Source organism: Saccharothrix coeruleofusca, assembly GCF_014648515.1.
Taxonomy (GTDB): Bacteria; Actinomycetota; Actinomycetes; order Mycobacteriales; family Pseudonocardiaceae; genus Actinosynnema; species Actinosynnema coeruleofuscum.
Genome location: NZ_BMRG01000002.1, coordinates 465,308 through 482,484, shown reverse-complemented (window position 1 = coordinate 482,484; position 17,177 = coordinate 465,308). Strand labels below are relative to the sequence as shown.

Sequence of the window (17,177 nt, the reverse complement as noted above, 5' to 3'; positions counted from 1 at the left end):
CGATCACCACGTGTTCATTCACTCACTGTGCGTAGTGGGGCGTTGACCTGCACGGGCGTTGGCGTCAGCCCGTCCGCGTGGTTTTCCCGCCGACCTCCTGGACTGGCGCGTTCCGTCGGGTTGGCTGGGGGGCGTGGCCCCCACCGAGAAGGAGCGGCTCGACGCGGTCGAGCCGGTAGTCGCGGAACTCGTCACCGCGACCCAGGAGCTCGCCGCCGAACTGGGGCGGGTGAGCGCCCGGCTGCTCGTGCTCGAACGCAGGCTGGCGGGCGCGGGCTCCGGACCGGACGAGGACCTGGACCGCGTCGACGACGAGATCGCCCACGTCGTGGCCGCGCTGCGCGCGGCCTGGGACGCCGAGCAGGAGCTGCTGGCCGACTCGGTGCGGGTCGAGCTGCGCAACGAGGTCGCCGACTTCGAGGAGCTCAAAGCGCGCCGCGCGAACGCCAGCACCCGGTTGTCGGGCAGGCGGATCACCCGCATCGAGCGCGACGCGCTGGAGCACGAGGTGCACCAGCTGGGCTGGAAGATCGGCGCCCGCGAAGCCGACGCGGCCACCGCGGTGCGCAGGCTGGAGGCCGACCGGCACGCGAGCGAGGAGAGCTGGCGGCGCGAGGCGGTCATCGCGGGGGAGAAGGCCCGCGAGGAGATCCGCGACGCGGCGCGCAGGCGCCTGGACCGCGCACTGGCCGCGGACACCCGGCTGCCGGTGTGGTTCCGCGTGGGCACCGGCGAGATCACCAACCCCGACCCGACGCCGTGGCTGCGCGCGGCCACCGGCCTGGTCGCCTACCGCCTGGAGTACGGGGTCACCGACCCCGTCTCGCCGCTGGGCGAGGTCCCGTCCACCGCCTCGGGGTCGGCGGCCTGGGTCCGCCGCGCCGAGGTCTACGCCGACCTGGCCGAGCAGCTGCGCGCCCTGCGCCCCTGAGGACGCCCGTCCCGGCCTGCGCCGATCAGCCCTGGCACCCGGCGAGCAGGGAAGCCAGGGCGTCGTGCTCGGCCTGGTCCACGGTCAGCTGGTAGTTCGCCTTCACCGCGACCCAGTTGCGCGCGTAGGTGCACAGGTAGTCCCGGTTCGGCGGCTGCCACTTGGCCGGGTCCTGGTCGCCCTTGGCGCGGTTGCTGCGCGCCGTGACCGCGATCAGCTGGAGCCCGCCCAGGTCGTTGGCGAACTCCTCGCGCCGCTGGTCGGTCCACTTGTCCGCACCCGACCGCCACGCCTCGGCCAGCGGCACCACGTGGTCGATGTCCAGCGCGCCCGCGTCGGTGACCACCTCGCCGTCGTACACGCTGGTCCACGAGCCGGAGACGGCCTTGCAGGCGGAGTCGGTGCGCACGTCGGCGCCCTGCCGCTGGAGCACGACCTCGCGGGTGTCGCACGAGTTGCCCTGGCCGCTCCAGTGCGGGAACCGGTCGCGGCTGTAGCCGGTCATCTTCCCCTCGGGGGCCACGGTCAGCCCGGCCAGCTGGGCGGCGGCGTCACCGGTCGGTGCGGTCGTGGGCGGCGCCTGGTCCGGCTGCGACTCGCGGTACTGGGTCAGGTAGTAGCCCGCGACGGCCAACAGGATCAGCACGACGAGGCCGGTCAGCGTGGTGGACCGCGTTCGGCTCATGGACCAATGATCAGCGATCGGCGCCACCGCCGGGCCGCCGCCCCCACATCGTGTCAGCGGAATCGGATGATCCGGACGGGCTGGTCACTCTCCGTCGCACGATCCTGCCCGCTGCGGTGACCGCGTCCTACCCGCTGGTGGTCCACGCCGCGCTGGTGTTGTCGGCGTGGACCTGCCTCGCGGTCGACCGCGCGCTCGGCGGTCAGGGGCGGCTGGTCAGGTATCCGCCCATGTGCGTGAAGTACTCGGTCGCGCCCATCTCCACACCGTCCTCGGTGCGGACCCGCTTGACCAGCAGGGCGTGGTTGCGGCCCCGCCGCGCGTCGGCGCCCGCGACGATCGCCACGCCGTCGCCCTCCCGGTAGAAGATCCGGCCCGGCGTGCCGCCGTAGCGCGCCCGGGACACCTCGGCCTCCACGATCTCCAGCCGCTTGCCCCGGTGGAAGGCGAACGCGCTGGGGTAGGGCGCGGACTGCGCCCGCACCAGCCGGTCCAGCTCCTCGGCCGACCAGGTCCAGTCGATGCGCAGGTCCTCCTCGGCGCGCTTGTGGAAAAAGCTGGCCTTGCTGCGGTCCTGAGGGGTGAAGTCGGTGCGCCCCTTGGCGATCTCGGCCAGCCCGTCGACGGTGATCGGCCCGAACAGCTCCAGGGTCTTGTGGAACAGGTCGGTGGCGGTGTCCCTCGGCCCGACCGGCACCGAGCGCTGCAGCACGATGTCACCCGCGTCCAGGGTCTCGTCCATCATGTGCGCGGTGACGCCGACCTCCTTCTCGTCGTTGAGCAGGGCCCAGATCAGCGGGGAGAAACCGGCGTAGGCGGGCAGCAGCGAGTCGTGCACGTTCAGCGTGCCGTGCTTGGGCAGGGTGAAGATGTGCGGCGGGATCCAGGTGCGCCAGTTCGTCGCCACGATCACGTCCGGCTCGACCGCCTTGAGCCGGGCCACCAGCTCCTCGTCGTCCGGGCGCTCGCGGACCAGCACCTCGACGCCGTGCTCGGCGGCCAGGTCGGCGACCGAGTCGCTCCAGATCCGCTCGTAGGCGTGGTCGCTCTTGGGGTGGGTGACGACCAGCGCCACCTCGTGCTCGGAGTCCAGCAGGGCCTGGAGCGTGCGGTGCCCCCACGTCTGGTAGCCGAACATGACGACCCGCATCGGGTTCCTCCTCGGATTGGCAAGCCTTGCCTAACTTAACCGACCCTAATCCAAGCATGGGCTAGCCTGCGCGAGTGATCCTCGATCTCAAGCTGACCGGCGGCCGGGTGCTGACCATGGCCCCCGACCGCCCCGCCGCGAGCACCGTCGGCGTGTGGCGCGGACTGGTCGTCGGCCTGGACGAGGAAGTGGCGGACCTGCCCGCCCGGCGCGAGGTCGACCTCGACGGCGCGGTGGTGCTGCCGGGGTTCGTCGACGCCCACAACCACCTCGCGTGGGCGGGACGCGCCGCGCGGACCCTGGACATCTCCGGGTGCGCCACGGCCGCCGACATCGTCGACCTCCTCGCGGCCGACCGCGGCACGGGCTGGCTGGAGGTGGCGGGCTACGACCACCGCGCCCTGGACCGCCCGCTCACCGCCAAGGACCTGGACCGGATCGGCAGGCCGGTCTACGTGCAGGACCTGTCCGGCCACGCCTGCGTGGTCGACAGCGCCACCCTGGCCGCGCTGCCCGCCGAGGCCCTGCGCGACGTGCAGCGCGACGAGCGCGGCGAGCCCACCGGCTTCCTCGCCGAGGCGGCGCAGACCGCCGTGCGCGCCCTGCGCCTGCCGTACTCGCTGGACGACGTCGTCGCCGACATCGAAGCCGGAGCCAGGCAGTGCCTGCGGCAAGGCGTCGTCCTGGCCGCCGAGGCGGGCGTCGCGGGCGGCCTGATCGGCAGCACCCCGCTGGAGGTCGGCGCCTACCAGCGCGCCGACCTGCCCATCCGCGTCCAGCTCATGGTCGCGGCGGACCAGCTGCGGCCCGTCGCGGCGCACCGCGACGACCGGCTCGACCGCGCGGTGGCACTGGGCCTGCGCACCGGCCTTGGCGACGCGAAGCTGTCCATCGGCGCCCTCAAGGTCTTCACCGACGGCGGCATGATCGCCCGCACCGCCGCGCTGACCGAGCCCTACGAGGGCATCGGCGGCCGGGGCCAGCTCCAGGACGACCCCGAGGTGATGCGGGCCTCGATCATCGACGGCCACGCCGCGGGCTGGCAGCTGGCCGTGCACGCGATCGGCGACCGGGCGATCGACTTCGCGCTGGACGCCCTCGCCGAGGCGGTGTCCCGGCGACCCCGCCCCGACGCCCGGCACCGCATCGAGCACTGCGGCCTGGTCCGCCCCGACCAGCTCGACCGGATCGCCGAGCTGAACCTGATCCCGGTGGTCCAACCCACTTTCCTGTGGGCCTACGGCGACGACTACTCCGGGATCATGGGCCCCCGGCGGGCGCCCTGGATGTACCGCGGCAAGTCGTTCCTCGACCGCGGCATCCCGATCGCGGGCAGCTCGGACCGCCCGGTCGCCGACGGCAGCCCGCTGCGCGCGATCCAGTTCATGGTCGAGCGCCTCTCCAGCACCGGCCTGCCGGTGGGGCCGGACGAACGGCTCACCGTCGAGCAGGCCCTGTCGGCCTACACGGCGGGCTCCGCCTACGCGTGCAGGCGGGAGCACGACCTGGGGTCGGTCGCACCGGGGAAGCGGGCGGACTTCGCCGTGCTGGAAGCCGACCCGCGGACCACCGAGCCGTCCAGGATCGCCGACATCGCCGTCCTGGCCACCGTGGTGGCGGGCGAGTTCGCCCACAACCCGGCGGGCTTCCCCGGCTGACCCGCACGCCCCCTCAGGCGCTCATCCGCCAGTGCACCACGTACCCCGCGGCCTCGGCCGCGATCAGCGCGTCCAGCTTCGCCAGGTTCGTCCGCCGGGACATCCGGAACGCCCGGCCCCGCCGCGCGTCCAGCACCAGCGGCTCCGCGCCCGCCAGCGTCAACGGCATCGTGTGCTGCAAGATCCGCAACCCGACGTTGGCCACCTCCTGGGTCATCGGCTGCTCCTTGACGTACACCAGCACCGCCGCGGTCGAGCCGTCCGGCCCCAGCAGTCCCAGGTGCGGCCGCACCTTCAGCGTCAGCTCGCCCGCCGACCAGCGGGTCGTGCCGGTCGGCACCCCGGTCGCCCGCGTGGACCGCAGCCACGGCAGGAACCCGTCGCGCAACTCCTCGAACGCCCGCAGCTGGCCGTTGAGGCTGGCCGACCGGACGGCCCGGTCCAGTTCCGCCTCCGGGTCCGGCGAGTTGGCCGCGCGGCGCATCGCGTCGCGCATCGGGTTGTAGAAGCCGCACACCCACCGATCCGCGGTCAGGTAGATGCTGCGCTGCTCCGACACGATGTTGATGCGGCCCCGCTGACCGCTCATGACGTACTCGGTGAAGGACAAGGCGGTGACGCTGACCGGCTCCACGGCAGGCTCCCCTCGCAGCGGTCGAACTCGTGTTCGATTCTACCGGCGGGGTACGACAATTCCGTGGTCCGAAAGGGGCTTGCTCACCTCCTCTGAAGAGCACGTTCGGGTGAGTTCGCTCGGCTGGTCCGACCGGGTGTTGTAGCTTCTGGTGCGGCGGTCGCGGCCGCCGTCGAGGCTCCTCCTGACCCGGAAGGAGCGGGTGCCTCCAGAGCGCGCGTCCGCGCACCGCGACCACCCAGCACCACCTTCGGACTGGGCTTGCCGACCGGGCGGCACCCGCGGAGGTCGTCGTGCCAGCCAGCTTCCCGCCCACGCCCCTGGTGAAGCGCTGCTGGTGCACCGGCGAGACCCAGAACACGGTGCGCAGGCGGGGCTCGGCCACCGGTCCGCTGGTGCCCTCGGCGGCGACCGGCGCCCAGCGGCGGTTCGAGGCGGCGCTGCTGACCGCCGTGCACCGGGCGATGGCGCGGATGCGGCGCCGGAGGGTCGCCGTGCGGCCCACCGCCCTGATCGGCTGCGTGCAGCTGGACGAGCGCGTGCTCGGCCTGCGGGTGCACGACGCCGCCCTGGACCACCTGCTGGCCGAAGCGCTGCCGTCGCTGGCGGGCGGAGAACTGCTGGGAGTGCCGGGCCTGCGCGCCCACCCCGGTCGCGACCACCTCGACCTGCGGGCGCCCGGTGGCGAAGTGCGCCTGCTCGGCGTGTCCCGGCAGCGGTGGCGCCAGGCCAGGACCGCGGGACTGCCACCGGGACCGGGCGAGCAGCTGCACCCGCTGGAGCGCCGCGCCCTGCGAGCCCAGGCCGCCCTGCCCGCCGAGCTGATGAGCGGCGTGCTGCGCAGGCTGCCGCTGTGGCGGGGCGCTGCCTGGCTCGACGGCGTGGTCGTGGGCGACACGGTGGAGCTGTACTGGCGCGGCGGCCCGCCCGACGACTCGGTGGCGGCGATCCTGGCCGATTCGTCGTGCGGCATCCCCGGCACGGTCGCGCTGCCGCACGGCGTGCACGACGCCATCCGCGGTGTGGTGCTGTCCGCCGTGCCCGAGGTGCCGCACCGGCCGGAACCGGAATGGGCCTGGACCAAGTGGTTGGCGGGCACGGCTCCCGGACCCGCGCTCACCGAGCACGCGGTCCTGGCCCGCGAGGTCGACCTGCCCGACGTGTGGGAGCAGCCCGCCGTGCGCCAAGCCCTGGCGCACCGCGACATCTCCTCGGTCTACCGCGTGCTCGTCCGCCACGGCGTGCCGCCCGCGCGGATCGCCGCGCTGACCGGGCAGCCCGAGGTCGAGGTGCTCGACGTCGTGGCGGGCAAGGCGGTCGAGGTCTACGACACCCTGGTCGGGATCGCGCGCGGCCTGGGCGTCCCGCTCGGCTACATGGGGCTGGCCCACGACGAGCCCGTGCCCGCCCCCACCACCTGCGAGTGCGCCCTGCTGGACGAGCGGGACAAGCGGGAGAGGTTCCTCGCCCACGCGGCGCTGATCTCCATCGGCTCCGCCGCTGTCGACTCGTCGAGGTGGGGCTGCCGGTCGCGGTCCTGCCGGACCGCTCCGCTGTCCGACGCGGCGATCCTGATGTGACCACCCGGCGCGGGAAAGGCGACCACCGCCCACGAGGCGAGCGTGGTCCCGCAGCCACCTCAGCAGCGGTGCGAACCGCGAGTCTTTGTTCATGGGCTGAACGCTATGGGCGCGCCCGACCGTCCACAATGAACGAACGGCCAGAGGTGTCCTTGCCTTTCGGCAGGTCGGTCGACCTGCCGAAAGGCCAAAGACTCCACCGCGAGGCGACGCGCCGGTCGGTTCGCGGAGTTGGCCGGAATCCGTTGAAGGTTGGCGATCCAACCACTGCTGACCCGCGCCGGTCGTAATTAGCGTTGCCCGCATGCGTGCAGAAGTGGTGTTGTTCGACGGGTTCGATCCGCTGGACGTGATCGCCCCGTACGAAGTGCTCGCAGGCGCCGCCATGGTCGCCGACGAGGGCGTGGACGTGGAACTGGTCTCGGCCGAGGGGCCGCGCGAGGTGCCCAGCGGGATCAAGGGGGTGGCGTTGCGCGCCACCGCGAGGCTGGACCCGCGACGGGCCGACCTGGTCGTCGTGCCCGGCGCGCTGGGCAGCCTGCCGGAGCCCGACGCCGAGGACCCCGCCGAGGACAGCATCCCGGTGCTGCTCGGGCGCACCCTGGAAACGGAGTTGCCCGCGCTGCTCAAGGAGGCCCTGGACCGCGAGGGGGTCACCGTGGCCACGGTGTGCGGGGGATCGCTGGTGCTGGCCATGGCCGGGCTGATCGAGGGGCGTCCGGCGACCACCCACCGGATGGGCCTGGACCTGCTGGAGGCCACCGGCGTCCGGATGCTCGACGTGCGGGTGGTCGACGACGGCGACCTGGTGACCGCGTCCTCGGTCACCTCGGGCCTGGACCTCGGGTTGTACCTGCTGGAACGCGAACTCGGCCCCCGCGTGGCCATCGCGGTGGAGAAGCTCATCGCGCACGAGCGCCGGGGCACCGTGTGGCGGGGCACCGGGGTCGCTTCGACGGTGGGGGTGTGAACGTGGCCGAGCCCGCCGTCACCGGGACTTGGCGCCTGGTCATCGACACGCCGATCGGCAAGCAGCACGCCGTTCTGGAACTGTCCACCCAGGACGGCGTGCTGCGCGGCGTCGCCAAGGACGACAAGCACGGCGACGAGATCCCGCTCACCGACCTCGCGCTGGACGGCGACCGGCTGACCTGGGCGCAGTCCATCCGCAGGCCCATGCGCCTCAACCTCACCTTCGACGTCACGATCACCGGCGACGAACTGACCGGCCGCGCGAAGGCGGGCAGGCTGCCGAGCTCGAAGGTCAGCGGCCACCGGGTCACCCCCGTGTGAACCCGGTGACCGCGCTTCCCCCGCCCGATCGGCGGGGGAAGCGCGGTCGCGCTCAGGCCGTCGCGGTGGTCCGGCGGTCCAGCACGTGCGACACGGCGTCGTGCAGGCTCTGCTCGGGTGAGACCGCGAACGCGTTGAACCTGTCGACCAGCGCGGTGCCCGCGCTCTCGGGGGAACCGGCGTCGAACGGCGGGGCGGGGGTGTACTCCATGGCGAGCTGCGCCAGCTTCGCGGTCTCCTCGCCGCGCAGGTGCGCCACGAGCGCGAGGCCGAAGTCGATGCCCGCGGTCACCCCGCCGCCGCTGATCCTGTTCCGGTCGACGCACACCCGCTCGGTGGACACCTCCACGCCGAGCCGGGCGAGGTGGTGGCGGGTGGCCCAGTGCGTCGCCGCCCGGTACCCGTCGAGCAGACCGGCCGCCGCGAGGACGAGCGACCCCGTGCACACCGAGGTGATGTAGGGGGTGTCGGCGCGAGCGGTCAGGAAGTCCAGCTTCGCGCGGTGGCGCATGGTCGGACCGACGTGCCCGCCGGGCACGAACAGCACGTCCAACCGCTCGGGGCAGTCGTCCAGGGTGGTGGTCGGCAGGACGCTGACACCGGTGTCCCCGACGACCGGGTCGAGGGTGTCGGACACCAGGTGGACCGCCATGCCCGCCGAGGCGAAAGCCGTGTGCGGACCGATGAAGTCGAGGAATGTCACCCCGTCGAACAGGAGCATCCCCACTTCCAGCGGACGCCCGCTGGCCACCTGCTCGAAGTCGAACTCGGGAATGTCGGACAACTCCGCCACACCTCCGCGTTTCCGGGAACGGCTGCTTGCACCACCTCGATGCTCTCGGTCCGCGGTGGTCACGAGAACCGGCATTTCCGCCACGTCGCAACGGGTTGTGGCCAAACCCGCACGGATGGCGACGATCAGGGGCCGCTGATCGTCTGCGCCGCGCAGGTCAGCGCGAAGGCGAGCTGCTGCGCGTGGAACGCCGCGCCGACCCTGTGGTAATCGATGGCGTGCCCGGCGGCCGGAACGGCGGCGGCGTCGATCCACGGCGAGGACTCGAGCTCCGCGACGAACTCGGGGATCTGGTCGTCGGCGTCGCCCCACAGGGGATCGAACCGGCCGTGGCGGAGCTGGACGGGGACGGTGATCTCCGGAGCGAGGTCCCGGAAGGACTTCTCCCACCCCGCCCCTCCTGTCAGCTCGGCGGTGAGAACGGGGACGTTGGCGAAGAAGCTCGCCCGCGGCATGTCGTCGCGGCGAGTCCACTCGGGACCGAACATCAGCTCGGCCTTCTCCTCGACGGAGACGTCGAGGTAGGTGCCGGGGGCGGCCGCCCAGGTCTCGGCGAAGCCGTCGCCGTGCCGCAGCAGGCAGCCGGACACGGACAAGCCCAACAGCGGCCAGCGGGGTCTCCCACCCGCGATCGCCAGCGCGACCTGAGCTCCGATGGAGTGACCGACCAGCACGATCCCCGCAGTGCCCGCCCCGTGGGTTTGCCACAGCTCGCCGATCAGGTGGTCCACCGTGGCTGCGTTCGCCAGGTACGGCGAGTCGCCGAGCGGGACCGGGGTGCTACCCCCGTAACCCGGCCGGTCAACGGCGATGACCGGCACGCCCGCGCCCGCCGCGCGGTCCAGCAGCGAGTAGCCGGGCACGTCGAAGTAGGCGGAGGTGTAGCCGCCGCCGTGCAGCGCGACGATCAGCGGGACGTCGTGAGTGTCACCCGAGGTCCGGCGCAGACCGGTGAAAACCATCCCCCTGGCCGCTCCGGCGGAGGTCACCCCGTGGGCGAAGCGGTGGGTGGCAGTTGAGAGCACGGTGCTTTCCTTTCGCGGTATCGGGTCTGCTTCGTCAGGGTCGTTCGGGGGAGGCGGCGACCGGAACGCGGTCGGCGTCGCCTCGGGGGGCCGGGCGGAGGAGGACGAGCACGGCGAGGTAGGCGAGGACACCGGTGATGCCGGAGACCCACAGCGTCCAGCCGACGCCACTGACCGAGGAGGCGCGCAGGGCGGTGTCGAGGGCGGCACGACCGCCTTCCGGCACCCCGTCGAGCAGGGCGGATGCCTGGCCCGCGGACAGCGCCCGCGACGTCCCGGCGGGGTCGGGCACGTCGTGGGCGGACAGGACGCGCCCGACCCTGGCGGAGAAGACTGAGCCGAGGACGGCGATGCCCAGGGCGAAGCCGAGCTGGCGGGCGGTGTTGACCGCGCCCGCCGCCATGCCGCCGCGCTGCACGGGCACCGCGCTCATCGCCGTCGAGCTGAGCGTCGGGGCCGCCATGCCCGCGCCGACCCCCGCGATCACGTAGCCGGGGACGAGCGCGACCCAGTCCGCCGAGCCGCGCAGCAGCAGACCGCCCGCGATCCCGCCCACCCCGACCAGTGCCAGACCGCAGGTGATCACCGGTCCCGGTCGAGCGGAGTGCAGGAACCGGCCGACCGCCACTGAAGCGGCGAACGAGGCGATCGTCAGCGGCGAACCCGCGAGCGCGGCCCCGATCGGGCTCATTCCGAGCACCGACTGCAGCCAGAGCGACGTGTAGGTCACTCCCGCGAAGGCGCTGAACGACATGAAGAACGCGGCCAGCAGGAGACCCGCGAACGAGCGATCGCGCAGGAGGCGCAGGTCGAGCATCGGGTGGGCGGCCTTCAGCTCGACGGCCGCGAACAACGCCAGCAGCACCGGCCCGGCCGCGATCCAGGCCCATGTGGCCGGATGGCCCCAACCGTGCTCATTGGCGCGGATCAGGCCGTGGACCAGGGCGGCGATCGCGGCGGCGAAGGTCACCATGCCTGCCACGTCCACGCGCCCCCGCTCCCGCGGGTGGGCATCACCGAGCACAGCGGCGCCGAGCGTGATCGCGACGATGCTGAGCGGGATGTTCACGAAGAAGACCCAGCGCCACGAGGCGCCTTCGGTGAGCAGGCCGCCGATGATCGGACCAACGGAGGCCGAGATGCCCGCGACCGCGCCCCACACACCGTAGGCGGTGCTCCGGTCACGGCCGGAGTAGTTGCTGTTGAGCAGGGCGAACACGGTCGCGAGCATCGCCGCCGCCCCGATGCCCTGCGCGATTCGGGCCATGATCAGCACGGCGACGTCCGGCGCCAGGCCGCAGACCAGCGAGGCCGCCGCGAACACCGCCAGACCACCGAGGTAGGTGCGGCGGTGGCCGACCAGGTCGGCGATGGAACCGGTGCCGAGCACGAGCGAGGCGAGGACGAGGGCGTAGGCGTCCACGACCCACTGCAATGAGCCGAAGGACGTCTTGAGATCCCCTGCCACGGCGGGCAGCGCGACGTTGACGACGGTCACGTCGATCAACAGCATGAACGTGCCCAGCAGGACAGTGGCCAAGGGCAACCACTTGCGCATTGTCGGATCTCCCGGTCGAGGTGGCTGTGGCCAGTGTCTCGACCCGAGGTGATGGGGACGGCCCAGTCGGCGGCGCGCGTGTAGATTTTCGACGTGGATTCGTCGCCAGCGCCGAAATCAGTCACGCTGGACTCCTTGGACAAGCGGATTGTCCGCAGCTTGCAGATCAGTCCGCGGGTTCCGTTCCGGAGGCTCGCGGAAGTGCTCGACGTCTCCGAGCGCACGGTCGCGCGGCGGTACAACGCCCTGTACCGGGCCGGGACGCTGCGGGTGGCGGCGAACGTCGACCCGACCGCGCTCGGTGAGAGCGACTGGATCGTGCGGGTGCGCACCCGGCCGGACGCGGTCCTCGATCTGGGCGGGGCACTGGCGCAGCGGCGGGACGTGGCTTGGGTCGCGGTGACCGCAGGCGGCGCGGAGGTTGTCTGCTCGGTGCGGTCCCACACGCAGGAGCAGCGCGAGCACCTGCTGCTGGGACGCCTCCCGCGCTCCGGGGCGGTCCTCGATGTGGCGCTGTCGGTGATCCTGCGCCGATTCGTCGGAGGCAGGGCGACCGACCTGATCGGGGACCAGGACGTGCTGACCCCCGACCAGGTCGAGCGGCTCGCCCGCGACATGCCCGCCTCGCGACGGGCGACCAGCCGGGTCATCGGCTCCCTCGAACCCGTCGACTACGCCATGCTCAAGGCCCTCGGCAGGGACGGACGGGCGTCGATCGGAGCTCTCGCGCGGGCGGCGGGGATCTCCGAGGGGCGTGCCGCGCGACGCCTGGAGACGCTGCTGACCGACGGCGTCGTCTACTTGCACGTCGACCTGTCCGCCACGGCTCTGGGCTACCCGGTTGAGGCCTACCTGTGGCTGACCGTCCAGCCCGCCGCGGTCGAAGCGACCTGCCGGGCGCTGTCCGAGCACCCGGAGACGTTGTTCGTCGCCGCCGTCACCGGTCGAACCAACGTCATCGCCTGGCTCACCTGCCGCAGTCTCGACGACCTCTACCGCTACATCACCGAGCGGACGGGCGGGCTCGACGGCGTGCGCGAGGTCGAGGTCGCCCCGGTGCTGCGCAGGCTCAAGCAGTCCGGCACCCGCGTGGACGGCACGCGCTTGGAGATCCCCGGCTGACCGGTCGGGCTCCTCTTCTCAACGCCCCCGGCAGGCGGTCGGTCACCTGCCGTCCGATCGCTGCGGGCGCAGCCGGTCGGCTCCCCAGAGGGCGTACTGGGACCGCGCGGGCGGCGCGGACGGTTCGGTGGTGTTGCCGTAGACGAGCAGGCTCCGCGCCAAGGGGCCGTGCTCGCCGCCGAAGCGGACGTGCGAGATCCAGGTGTCGCCCAGCAACAGCCGCACTCCGCTCGCCCCGGCGGTGATCTCCAGGGACTTCAGGACGCCGAGCACCCCCGACCCGCCGTCGGCGGGCACCGCGTGCTCGCCGGAGCCGAGGGTGAGCACTTGCCCGATCGAGGCGTCCAGCGGCAGTCCGAGCCCGGCCATGGTGTCGACGGCGGCGCGCAGGACCTCCACGCCCGAGGCCGGGTCGCGCAGCGGTCCCGGCATCCCGCCGGGCTCGGCAGGGCGCTCCAGCAGGGTGTGGTCGGCGATCTGGGCAACGATGCGCAGCCCCCACAGCAGGAACAGCAAGTAGCCGCCGCTGTCGTGGTGGCAGTGCCGGTCCCAGGCCGTCAGCACCTCAACCGCGGCGCGCAGGTCCTCCCTGCCCGCCGCGGCGGCGAGCAGGTCGTCGAGGACGAGATCGGCCAGCAGCGCACGGGTCGTGTACTTGAGCCCGAGCAGTTCGTCGGGGGTGATGCGCTCCCGCCCGACCAGTTGGCCGCGGGAGGCGTGCGGACGCAGGTCGTCGATCGTCCAGACCGACGGGGCGATCGACGCCGGGTACTCCGACGGGTCCAGCGGCGGGTCGGTGTAGAGCCACGGCGTCTCGTTGCAGTTCTGCACCCACCCGCACTCGGGGTCGAGAACCCTCGGCATCGACGAGGCCGGGTGCACCGCGTCCCAGAGCCACGTCGGATCGTGGCCGGGCAGCCTGCGCTGCAGGTCGGCATGGCTCGCGCCGGGCAGGACCGGTGGGGTGCCGCAGTAGAGCGCCCCGATCGAGCCCGCCGAGTCCGCGGCGATCACGTTGAACAGCGGCAGCGGCGACGCGTCGTGGATCGCGAAGAGCTCCGCCACACCGCCCGCCCGCGACATCCGCCACCAGCCCTCCAGCGCGGAGGTCGCCGGGTGGTGCAGCGAGCCCGCCATCCGCACGGCGACCTCGGCCCCGTCCGGGGCGGTCACGATCGGCCCGTGCACGCTGCGGCGCTCGGTGACGGTGGCCGCCGCACCGCCCGCCACCTCGATCCGGTGCTCGACGGTGGTCACCGGACGGCGTTCGCCGTCGAACAGGTAGGTGCCGTCGACCAGATCCAGCTCGTAGACGGTCAGGTTGGGCACCGGGTTGACGGTGTGCCCCCACGCCACGGCCGGGCTGTAGCCGATGTTCTGCCACGGCAGCCCCATCAGCTGAGCGCCGTGGAAGTCCCGTCCGGGGTGGACGGTGCGCACCTCGAACCAGCGGTGGTAGCCCTGCCAGCCCAGGTGCGGGTTGATGATCAGCTGGGCGTTCCCGGTCGAGGAGAGCCTGCCCGACACCGCCCAGCCGTTCGACCCCGCCGCGTCGACGAACGCGTCCGGGGCGAAGGCCCGCCCGGTCGCGTCCACCGTCGAGAAGCGCACGAAGACCCGCAGCGCGTGGGCCACCACGTCGCGGGGCGTGACGGGAAGCGCTTCCCGACGGCCCGCGCCCAGTACCGGGTCTTCCGCGCACGCGGCGTTGAAGCCTTCGCAGAACGCCGCGATCCTGGCGATGGTCTCGGGCGACTGCGCGTCGAACCAGACATCGCTCTGCGCGTCCAGGCCCAACCGCGCGCCGAAGGTGTCCTCGGCCAGGAACTCCGCCCCCCACAGCGCCGCCGCGCACCCGCGGGCGATGCCGTAGAGCTCCAGCACCAGGCCCGCGTTCGTCCGCGCCTGGGCGTAGCCCACCCCGAAGGTGACGTCGAGTTCGTCGTCGGCCACCACGGTGGGTACGGCCCACTCGTCCCAGCTGATCTCCACGGGCTTGTCCGCCCGCCGGATGTGGTGGACGTGTTCGGCTGACCCGCCGCTCATGAACGCGGGTTCCCGTCGCGAGCCGCGGCTTTTCGTTCCCGGTCCTCTTTGAAGCCCCGCACGGCCGCTCGGAACGACACCAGCACGACCAGCCCCAACGTAATCCACAGGGCGTAGTCGTCGATCACCAGCACGACATCGACCGCGTGCTGTCCCACCCCGTAGCCCAGCCCCGCGACCAGCCCAGCGACCGCTCCGGCGCCGATCGCGTCGGCGATCAGGAAGGGGACCAGGCGCATCCGGCTCAGTCCGGCCAGCGCGAACACCGCGGGTGCGGGAACGCCGGGGAAGGCGGCCACGACGACGGCGAGCGGGATCGTCCACCGGGGCCACGACCGGATCCGGTCGACGAACCGCTTCGCGCCCGCCCCCGGAGCCCACAGCGCGATGATCTTCATGCCCCAGCGGCGGCCCGCCAACCAGAACAACCAGTCGAACTTGACCATCCCGAACGCGCCGACGACGATCACCCACCACAGCTCGCCCTCGCCGATCCTGGCGAACGCCGCGCCCGCGCCGATCGCGGACAGGCTGCCGGTGACCGCGCTCAGCGCGATCGGGTGCGAGGCCACCAGGAACGGCCGCACCGGCATCGAGGCCAGCATCAGGAGCACGACGCCGAGCGTCGAGAACACCAGCACCTTGTCGCCGCGGGTCATCGGGTGCTCCCACGGCACGACCTTCCGCCAGGCCTGCTTCGCCTGTTCGCGCTCGGCCGCCGAGTAGTCGCTGTTCCGCCACCGCGACCCCGAGCGCCGACCGGCTTCGGGGGACTGCTCCGCCGCCGCGACCGGACGCGCGGCGGCGGGGATGCGAACGGTGTCGGCCTCCGGCCTGCGGAGCTGTTGCCGTCCTGGACCTGTTCCAGCCATGGACTTCCCATCTGAGCTGCGGTTACCGGCCTGCGTGACGAACGGGCGGTCCGGGCGACGCGCGGCGGGGCGGGCAACGCGCACTCCTTCGCCGGTGCCGCGCCCGATCGCGCCACTAGCACAACGTACCAGTACAACGTGCTAGTACAAGGTGCTAGGGGAGCTCGGCGGTTCGTCCGGGGTAACATCCGGTCCGGGGTGCTGCGGTTCGCCGCTGGTTTCCGCTGGTCGGCGGCATCGGCGACACGCTGGTGTCCACACCGGACCGCCTGCCGCCGCGACCGTTCGTCCGCCCGTGCCGACGAGAGGACAAGGAGATCTATGCCTGGCCGTCGACGGCAGGAGATCGTGGACGCGGCGAGGGCGCTGCTGGCCGAGGACCCGGAGGCCACGCTCACCGTCCGGGCGGTCGCCGAGCGGGCAGGCATCGGGGCCAGCACCCTGCGCCACTACTTCCCCACCCAGCGGTCGCTGCACCAGGCGGTCTTCGCCGCGGCCCTCGACGGGACGCCGTCCGACCTGCGCATCCACGACACCTCCCTGCCCGCCGAGGTGCGGCTCCGCGAATGCCTCGCGCAACTGCTCCCCCCGCTGCAACCCGCCGACCAGAGCACGGCCGACAAGTGGCTGAAGGTCTTGAACGCGGCTTTCGGCCCCGGCGGTGGCACCGAAGCGCGCAACGCGTGGGCGTCCTACACGGCCAGGGCGCTCGACGCCATCGCGGGCTGGCTCCGCGTTCTCACCGAGCAAGGTGCCGTTCCGGAAGCCGACGACAAGCGACGTGCCCGTTTCCTGCTCACGGTCGTCGAGGGCATCGCCCTGACCCGGATCATCCCCGTCGCGCGGCCGGGTGGCGGCGAGGAGGAAGCCGTCCTCGACGACGCCGTGTCGGCCGTCTTCCACGCTCCCCGCGTCGACAACCGCACGGCGTGATCGTCCACTCGGGACGTTCGATCGGTCGGTCGGGATGTCAGCGGGCCGCGGCGACGCGGCGGTACTCCAGGACGGTCGCGAGCGCGTAGCCGCCACCACCCGCGAGGGCGAGGACCCAGAACGTGCCGGGGGTGGCGAGGAAGAGCGCCGCGGTCGAGATCAGCGTGAGCCAAGTGCCGAGCAGGTAGTGCAGGACGTTGCGGCGGGCGGCGCCCTCCGCGAGGTAGAGCAGTCCGACGACGAAACCGGAACCGGTGGGCCACAGCGTGCTCTGCAGATCCGGCATGCCCGGCACAGCGGCGAGCCCGGTGATCGCGAGGAAGAGTCCGACGAAGGCAGTGATCCAGGACGCGCCCAGCAGCTTGCCGGTCACGGCCTCGGGTCCGTCGGCGTCGCGCTGGGCGCGGGTGGCGGCGAGAGTGGCGAGGACGGTGCCCGCGCCGAGACCGGAGCCGAGCAGCGCCACCGGCAACCAGGCGGGGAGGGCGACCAGCGGGTCGGCGCCGCTGGAGATCGCCCTGCTGCCGTGCCCGAGGAGGTAGGCCAGCCCGAAGCTGATGTAGGTGGTGCGGTTGTCGACCCCAACCGCGCGGGCGACGGTGCTGGTGGTGCTCGTCGGGACGGGTAGTTCGGTGGTGGTCACGACTGGTGCCTCCGGATGAGTGGGCAGGGCGATGTCGGCCGGTGGTGGCCGGTGTGGCGGCGCCGGGGCGTTCGCCGCTAGGGGACGATGACGATCTTGCCCGCGGTGGTGCGCGACTCGGCCAGTTCCAGTGCCGCGGTGGTCTCGGTCAGCGGGAACTCCGCCGCGATCTGCGGGGTGAGCGCACCGTCGGCCACCAGTCGCAGCACCTCGGTCAGGTCCTCGCGCATGCGGGCCCGGAAGGCGTCGGGACA

At 72.7% G+C, this 17,177-nt stretch carries 17 protein-coding genes; 7 read left to right on the top strand and 10 right to left on the bottom strand.

What is annotated here, in order from left to right:
* Window positions 1-133 precede the first annotated feature (133 nt).
* A complete protein-coding gene (locus IEZ00_RS06930; RefSeq protein ID WP_189222203.1) occupies window positions 134-931 on the top strand; it encodes a hypothetical protein in 798 nt (265 codons plus the stop codon).
* A 25-nt stretch (window positions 932-956) separates the two neighbouring features.
* Here the strand turns inward: IEZ00_RS06930 and IEZ00_RS06925 are convergent, their stop codons facing one another.
* Together IEZ00_RS06925 and IEZ00_RS06920 are read right to left on the bottom strand one after the other, a co-directional pair.
* On the bottom strand, window positions 957-1,616 hold the full coding sequence (locus IEZ00_RS06925) for an HNH endonuclease family protein (protein WP_189222202.1): 660 nt from the start codon (window positions 1,614-1,616) through the stop codon (window positions 957-959).
* A gap of 202 nt (window positions 1,617-1,818) precedes the next feature.
* Window positions 1,819-2,766, bottom strand: coding sequence for a methionyl-tRNA formyltransferase (locus tag IEZ00_RS06920; RefSeq protein WP_189222201.1), 948 nt, complete (start codon window positions 2,764-2,766; stop codon window positions 1,819-1,821).
* Between the two features lie 74 nt (window positions 2,767-2,840).
* On the opposite strand from IEZ00_RS06920, the gene IEZ00_RS06915 reads away from it, so the two are divergent.
* Window positions 2,841-4,424: an amidohydrolase gene (locus tag IEZ00_RS06915; RefSeq protein WP_229795183.1), complete on the top strand. Its 1,584-nt coding sequence runs from the start codon at window positions 2,841-2,843 to the stop codon at window positions 4,422-4,424.
* A 13-nt stretch (window positions 4,425-4,437) separates the two neighbouring features.
* Here the strand turns inward: IEZ00_RS06915 and IEZ00_RS06910 are convergent, their stop codons facing one another.
* A complete protein-coding gene (locus tag IEZ00_RS06910; protein WP_189222200.1) occupies window positions 4,438-5,058 on the bottom strand; it encodes a hypothetical protein in 621 nt (206 codons plus the stop codon).
* 293 nt (window positions 5,059-5,351) lie between these two features.
* Here IEZ00_RS06910 and IEZ00_RS06905 point away from each other — a divergent pair, with 293 nt between their 5' ends.
* The 3 genes from IEZ00_RS06905 to IEZ00_RS06895 all read left to right on the top strand — a co-directional run bounded on the left by IEZ00_RS06905 (window position 5,352) and on the right by IEZ00_RS06895 (window position 7,931).
* Window positions 5,352-6,638: a hypothetical protein gene (locus IEZ00_RS06905; RefSeq protein WP_189222199.1), complete on the top strand. Its 1,287-nt coding sequence runs from the start codon at window positions 5,352-5,354 to the stop codon at window positions 6,636-6,638.
* 304 nt (window positions 6,639-6,942) lie between these two features.
* Window positions 6,943-7,608, top strand: coding sequence for a DJ-1/PfpI family protein (locus tag IEZ00_RS06900; protein WP_189222198.1), 666 nt, complete (start codon window positions 6,943-6,945; stop codon window positions 7,606-7,608).
* A 2-nt stretch (window positions 7,609-7,610) separates the two neighbouring features.
* Window positions 7,611-7,931, top strand: coding sequence for a hypothetical protein (locus IEZ00_RS06895; protein ID WP_189222197.1), 321 nt, complete (start codon window positions 7,611-7,613; stop codon window positions 7,929-7,931).
* Between the two features lie 52 nt (window positions 7,932-7,983).
* Here the strand turns inward: IEZ00_RS06895 and IEZ00_RS06890 are convergent, their stop codons facing one another.
* The 3 genes from IEZ00_RS06890 to IEZ00_RS06880 form a co-directional block, all read right to left on the bottom strand.
* Complete coding sequence (locus tag IEZ00_RS06890; protein WP_229795181.1) at window positions 7,984-8,715, bottom strand: DJ-1/PfpI family protein; 732 nt, start codon at window positions 8,713-8,715, stop codon at window positions 7,984-7,986.
* Window positions 8,716-8,849: 134 nt separating this feature from the next.
* A complete protein-coding gene (locus IEZ00_RS06885; RefSeq protein ID WP_189222196.1) occupies window positions 8,850-9,749 on the bottom strand; it encodes an alpha/beta fold hydrolase in 900 nt (299 codons plus the stop codon).
* Window positions 9,750-9,783: 34 nt separating this feature from the next.
* Complete coding sequence (locus IEZ00_RS06880; protein ID WP_189222195.1) at window positions 9,784-11,307, bottom strand: MFS transporter; 1,524 nt, start codon at window positions 11,305-11,307, stop codon at window positions 9,784-9,786.
* 93 nt (window positions 11,308-11,400) lie between these two features.
* Between IEZ00_RS06880 and IEZ00_RS06875 the strand changes: the two genes are divergently transcribed.
* Complete coding sequence (locus tag IEZ00_RS06875; RefSeq protein ID WP_268248661.1) at window positions 11,401-12,429, top strand: Lrp/AsnC family transcriptional regulator; 1,029 nt, start codon at window positions 11,401-11,403, stop codon at window positions 12,427-12,429.
* Between the two features lie 42 nt (window positions 12,430-12,471).
* Here the strand turns inward: IEZ00_RS06875 and IEZ00_RS06870 are convergent, their stop codons facing one another.
* Both IEZ00_RS06870 and IEZ00_RS06865 read right to left on the bottom strand, forming a co-directional pair.
* Window positions 12,472-14,475: a penicillin acylase family protein gene (locus IEZ00_RS06870; protein ID WP_189222193.1), complete on the bottom strand. Its 2,004-nt coding sequence runs from the start codon at window positions 14,473-14,475 to the stop codon at window positions 12,472-12,474.
* Window positions 14,472-15,347 carry a DedA family protein gene (locus tag IEZ00_RS06865; protein WP_229795177.1) on the bottom strand — a complete coding sequence of 292 codons (876 nt, stop codon included), beginning with the start codon at window positions 15,345-15,347 and terminating at the stop codon, window positions 14,472-14,474. The genes IEZ00_RS06870 and IEZ00_RS06865 overlap by 4 nt, the downstream gene beginning before the upstream one ends.
* A 321-nt stretch (window positions 15,348-15,668) precedes the next feature.
* Between IEZ00_RS06865 and IEZ00_RS06860 the strand changes: the two genes are divergently transcribed.
* Window positions 15,669-16,280 carry a TetR/AcrR family transcriptional regulator gene (locus IEZ00_RS06860; protein ID WP_189222192.1) on the top strand — a complete coding sequence of 204 codons (612 nt, stop codon included), beginning with the start codon at window positions 15,669-15,671 and terminating at the stop codon, window positions 16,278-16,280.
* A 37-nt stretch (window positions 16,281-16,317) separates the two neighbouring features.
* On the opposite strand, the gene IEZ00_RS06855 is transcribed toward IEZ00_RS06860, so the two are convergent.
* Window positions 16,318-16,923, bottom strand: a complete 606-nt coding sequence (locus tag IEZ00_RS06855) for an ABC transporter permease (protein ID WP_189222191.1) — start codon at window positions 16,921-16,923, stop codon at window positions 16,318-16,320.
* A gap of 77 nt (window positions 16,924-17,000) precedes the next feature.
* The gene (locus tag IEZ00_RS36320; RefSeq protein WP_306344664.1) at window positions 17,001-17,153 is read right to left on the bottom strand and encodes a zinc-binding dehydrogenase; all 153 of its coding nucleotides are present in this window, start codon (window positions 17,151-17,153) and stop codon (window positions 17,001-17,003) included.
* Window positions 17,154-17,177 lie beyond the last annotated feature (24 nt).

Bases quoted from the DNA above. Each gene is read 5' to 3' on its own strand.
- IEZ00_RS06925 (WP_189222202.1), bottom strand. From the start codon at position 1,616: ATGAGCCGAACGCGGTCCACCACGCTGACCGGCCTCGTCGTGCTGATC.
- IEZ00_RS06920 (WP_189222201.1), bottom strand. From the start codon at position 2,766: ATGCGGGTCGTCATGTTCGGCTACCAGACGTGGGGGCACCGCACGCTC.
- IEZ00_RS06900 (WP_189222198.1), top strand. From the start codon at position 6,943: ATGCGTGCAGAAGTGGTGTTGTTCGACGGGTTCGATCCGCTGGACGTG.
- IEZ00_RS06880 (WP_189222195.1), bottom strand. From the start codon at position 11,307: ATGCGCAAGTGGTTGCCCTTGGCCACTGTCCTGCTGGGCACGTTCATG.
- IEZ00_RS06870 (WP_189222193.1), bottom strand. From the start codon at position 14,475: ATGAGCGGCGGGTCAGCCGAACACGTCCACCACATCCGGCGGGCGGAC.
- IEZ00_RS06865 (WP_229795177.1), bottom strand. From the start codon at position 15,347: ATGGCTGGAACAGGTCCAGGACGGCAACAGCTCCGCAGGCCGGAGGCC.
- IEZ00_RS06860 (WP_189222192.1), top strand. From the start codon at position 15,669: ATGCCTGGCCGTCGACGGCAGGAGATCGTGGACGCGGCGAGGGCGCTG.
- IEZ00_RS36320 (WP_306344664.1), bottom strand. From the start codon at position 17,153: ATGCGCGAGGACCTGACCGAGGTGCTGCGACTGGTGGCCGACGGTGCG.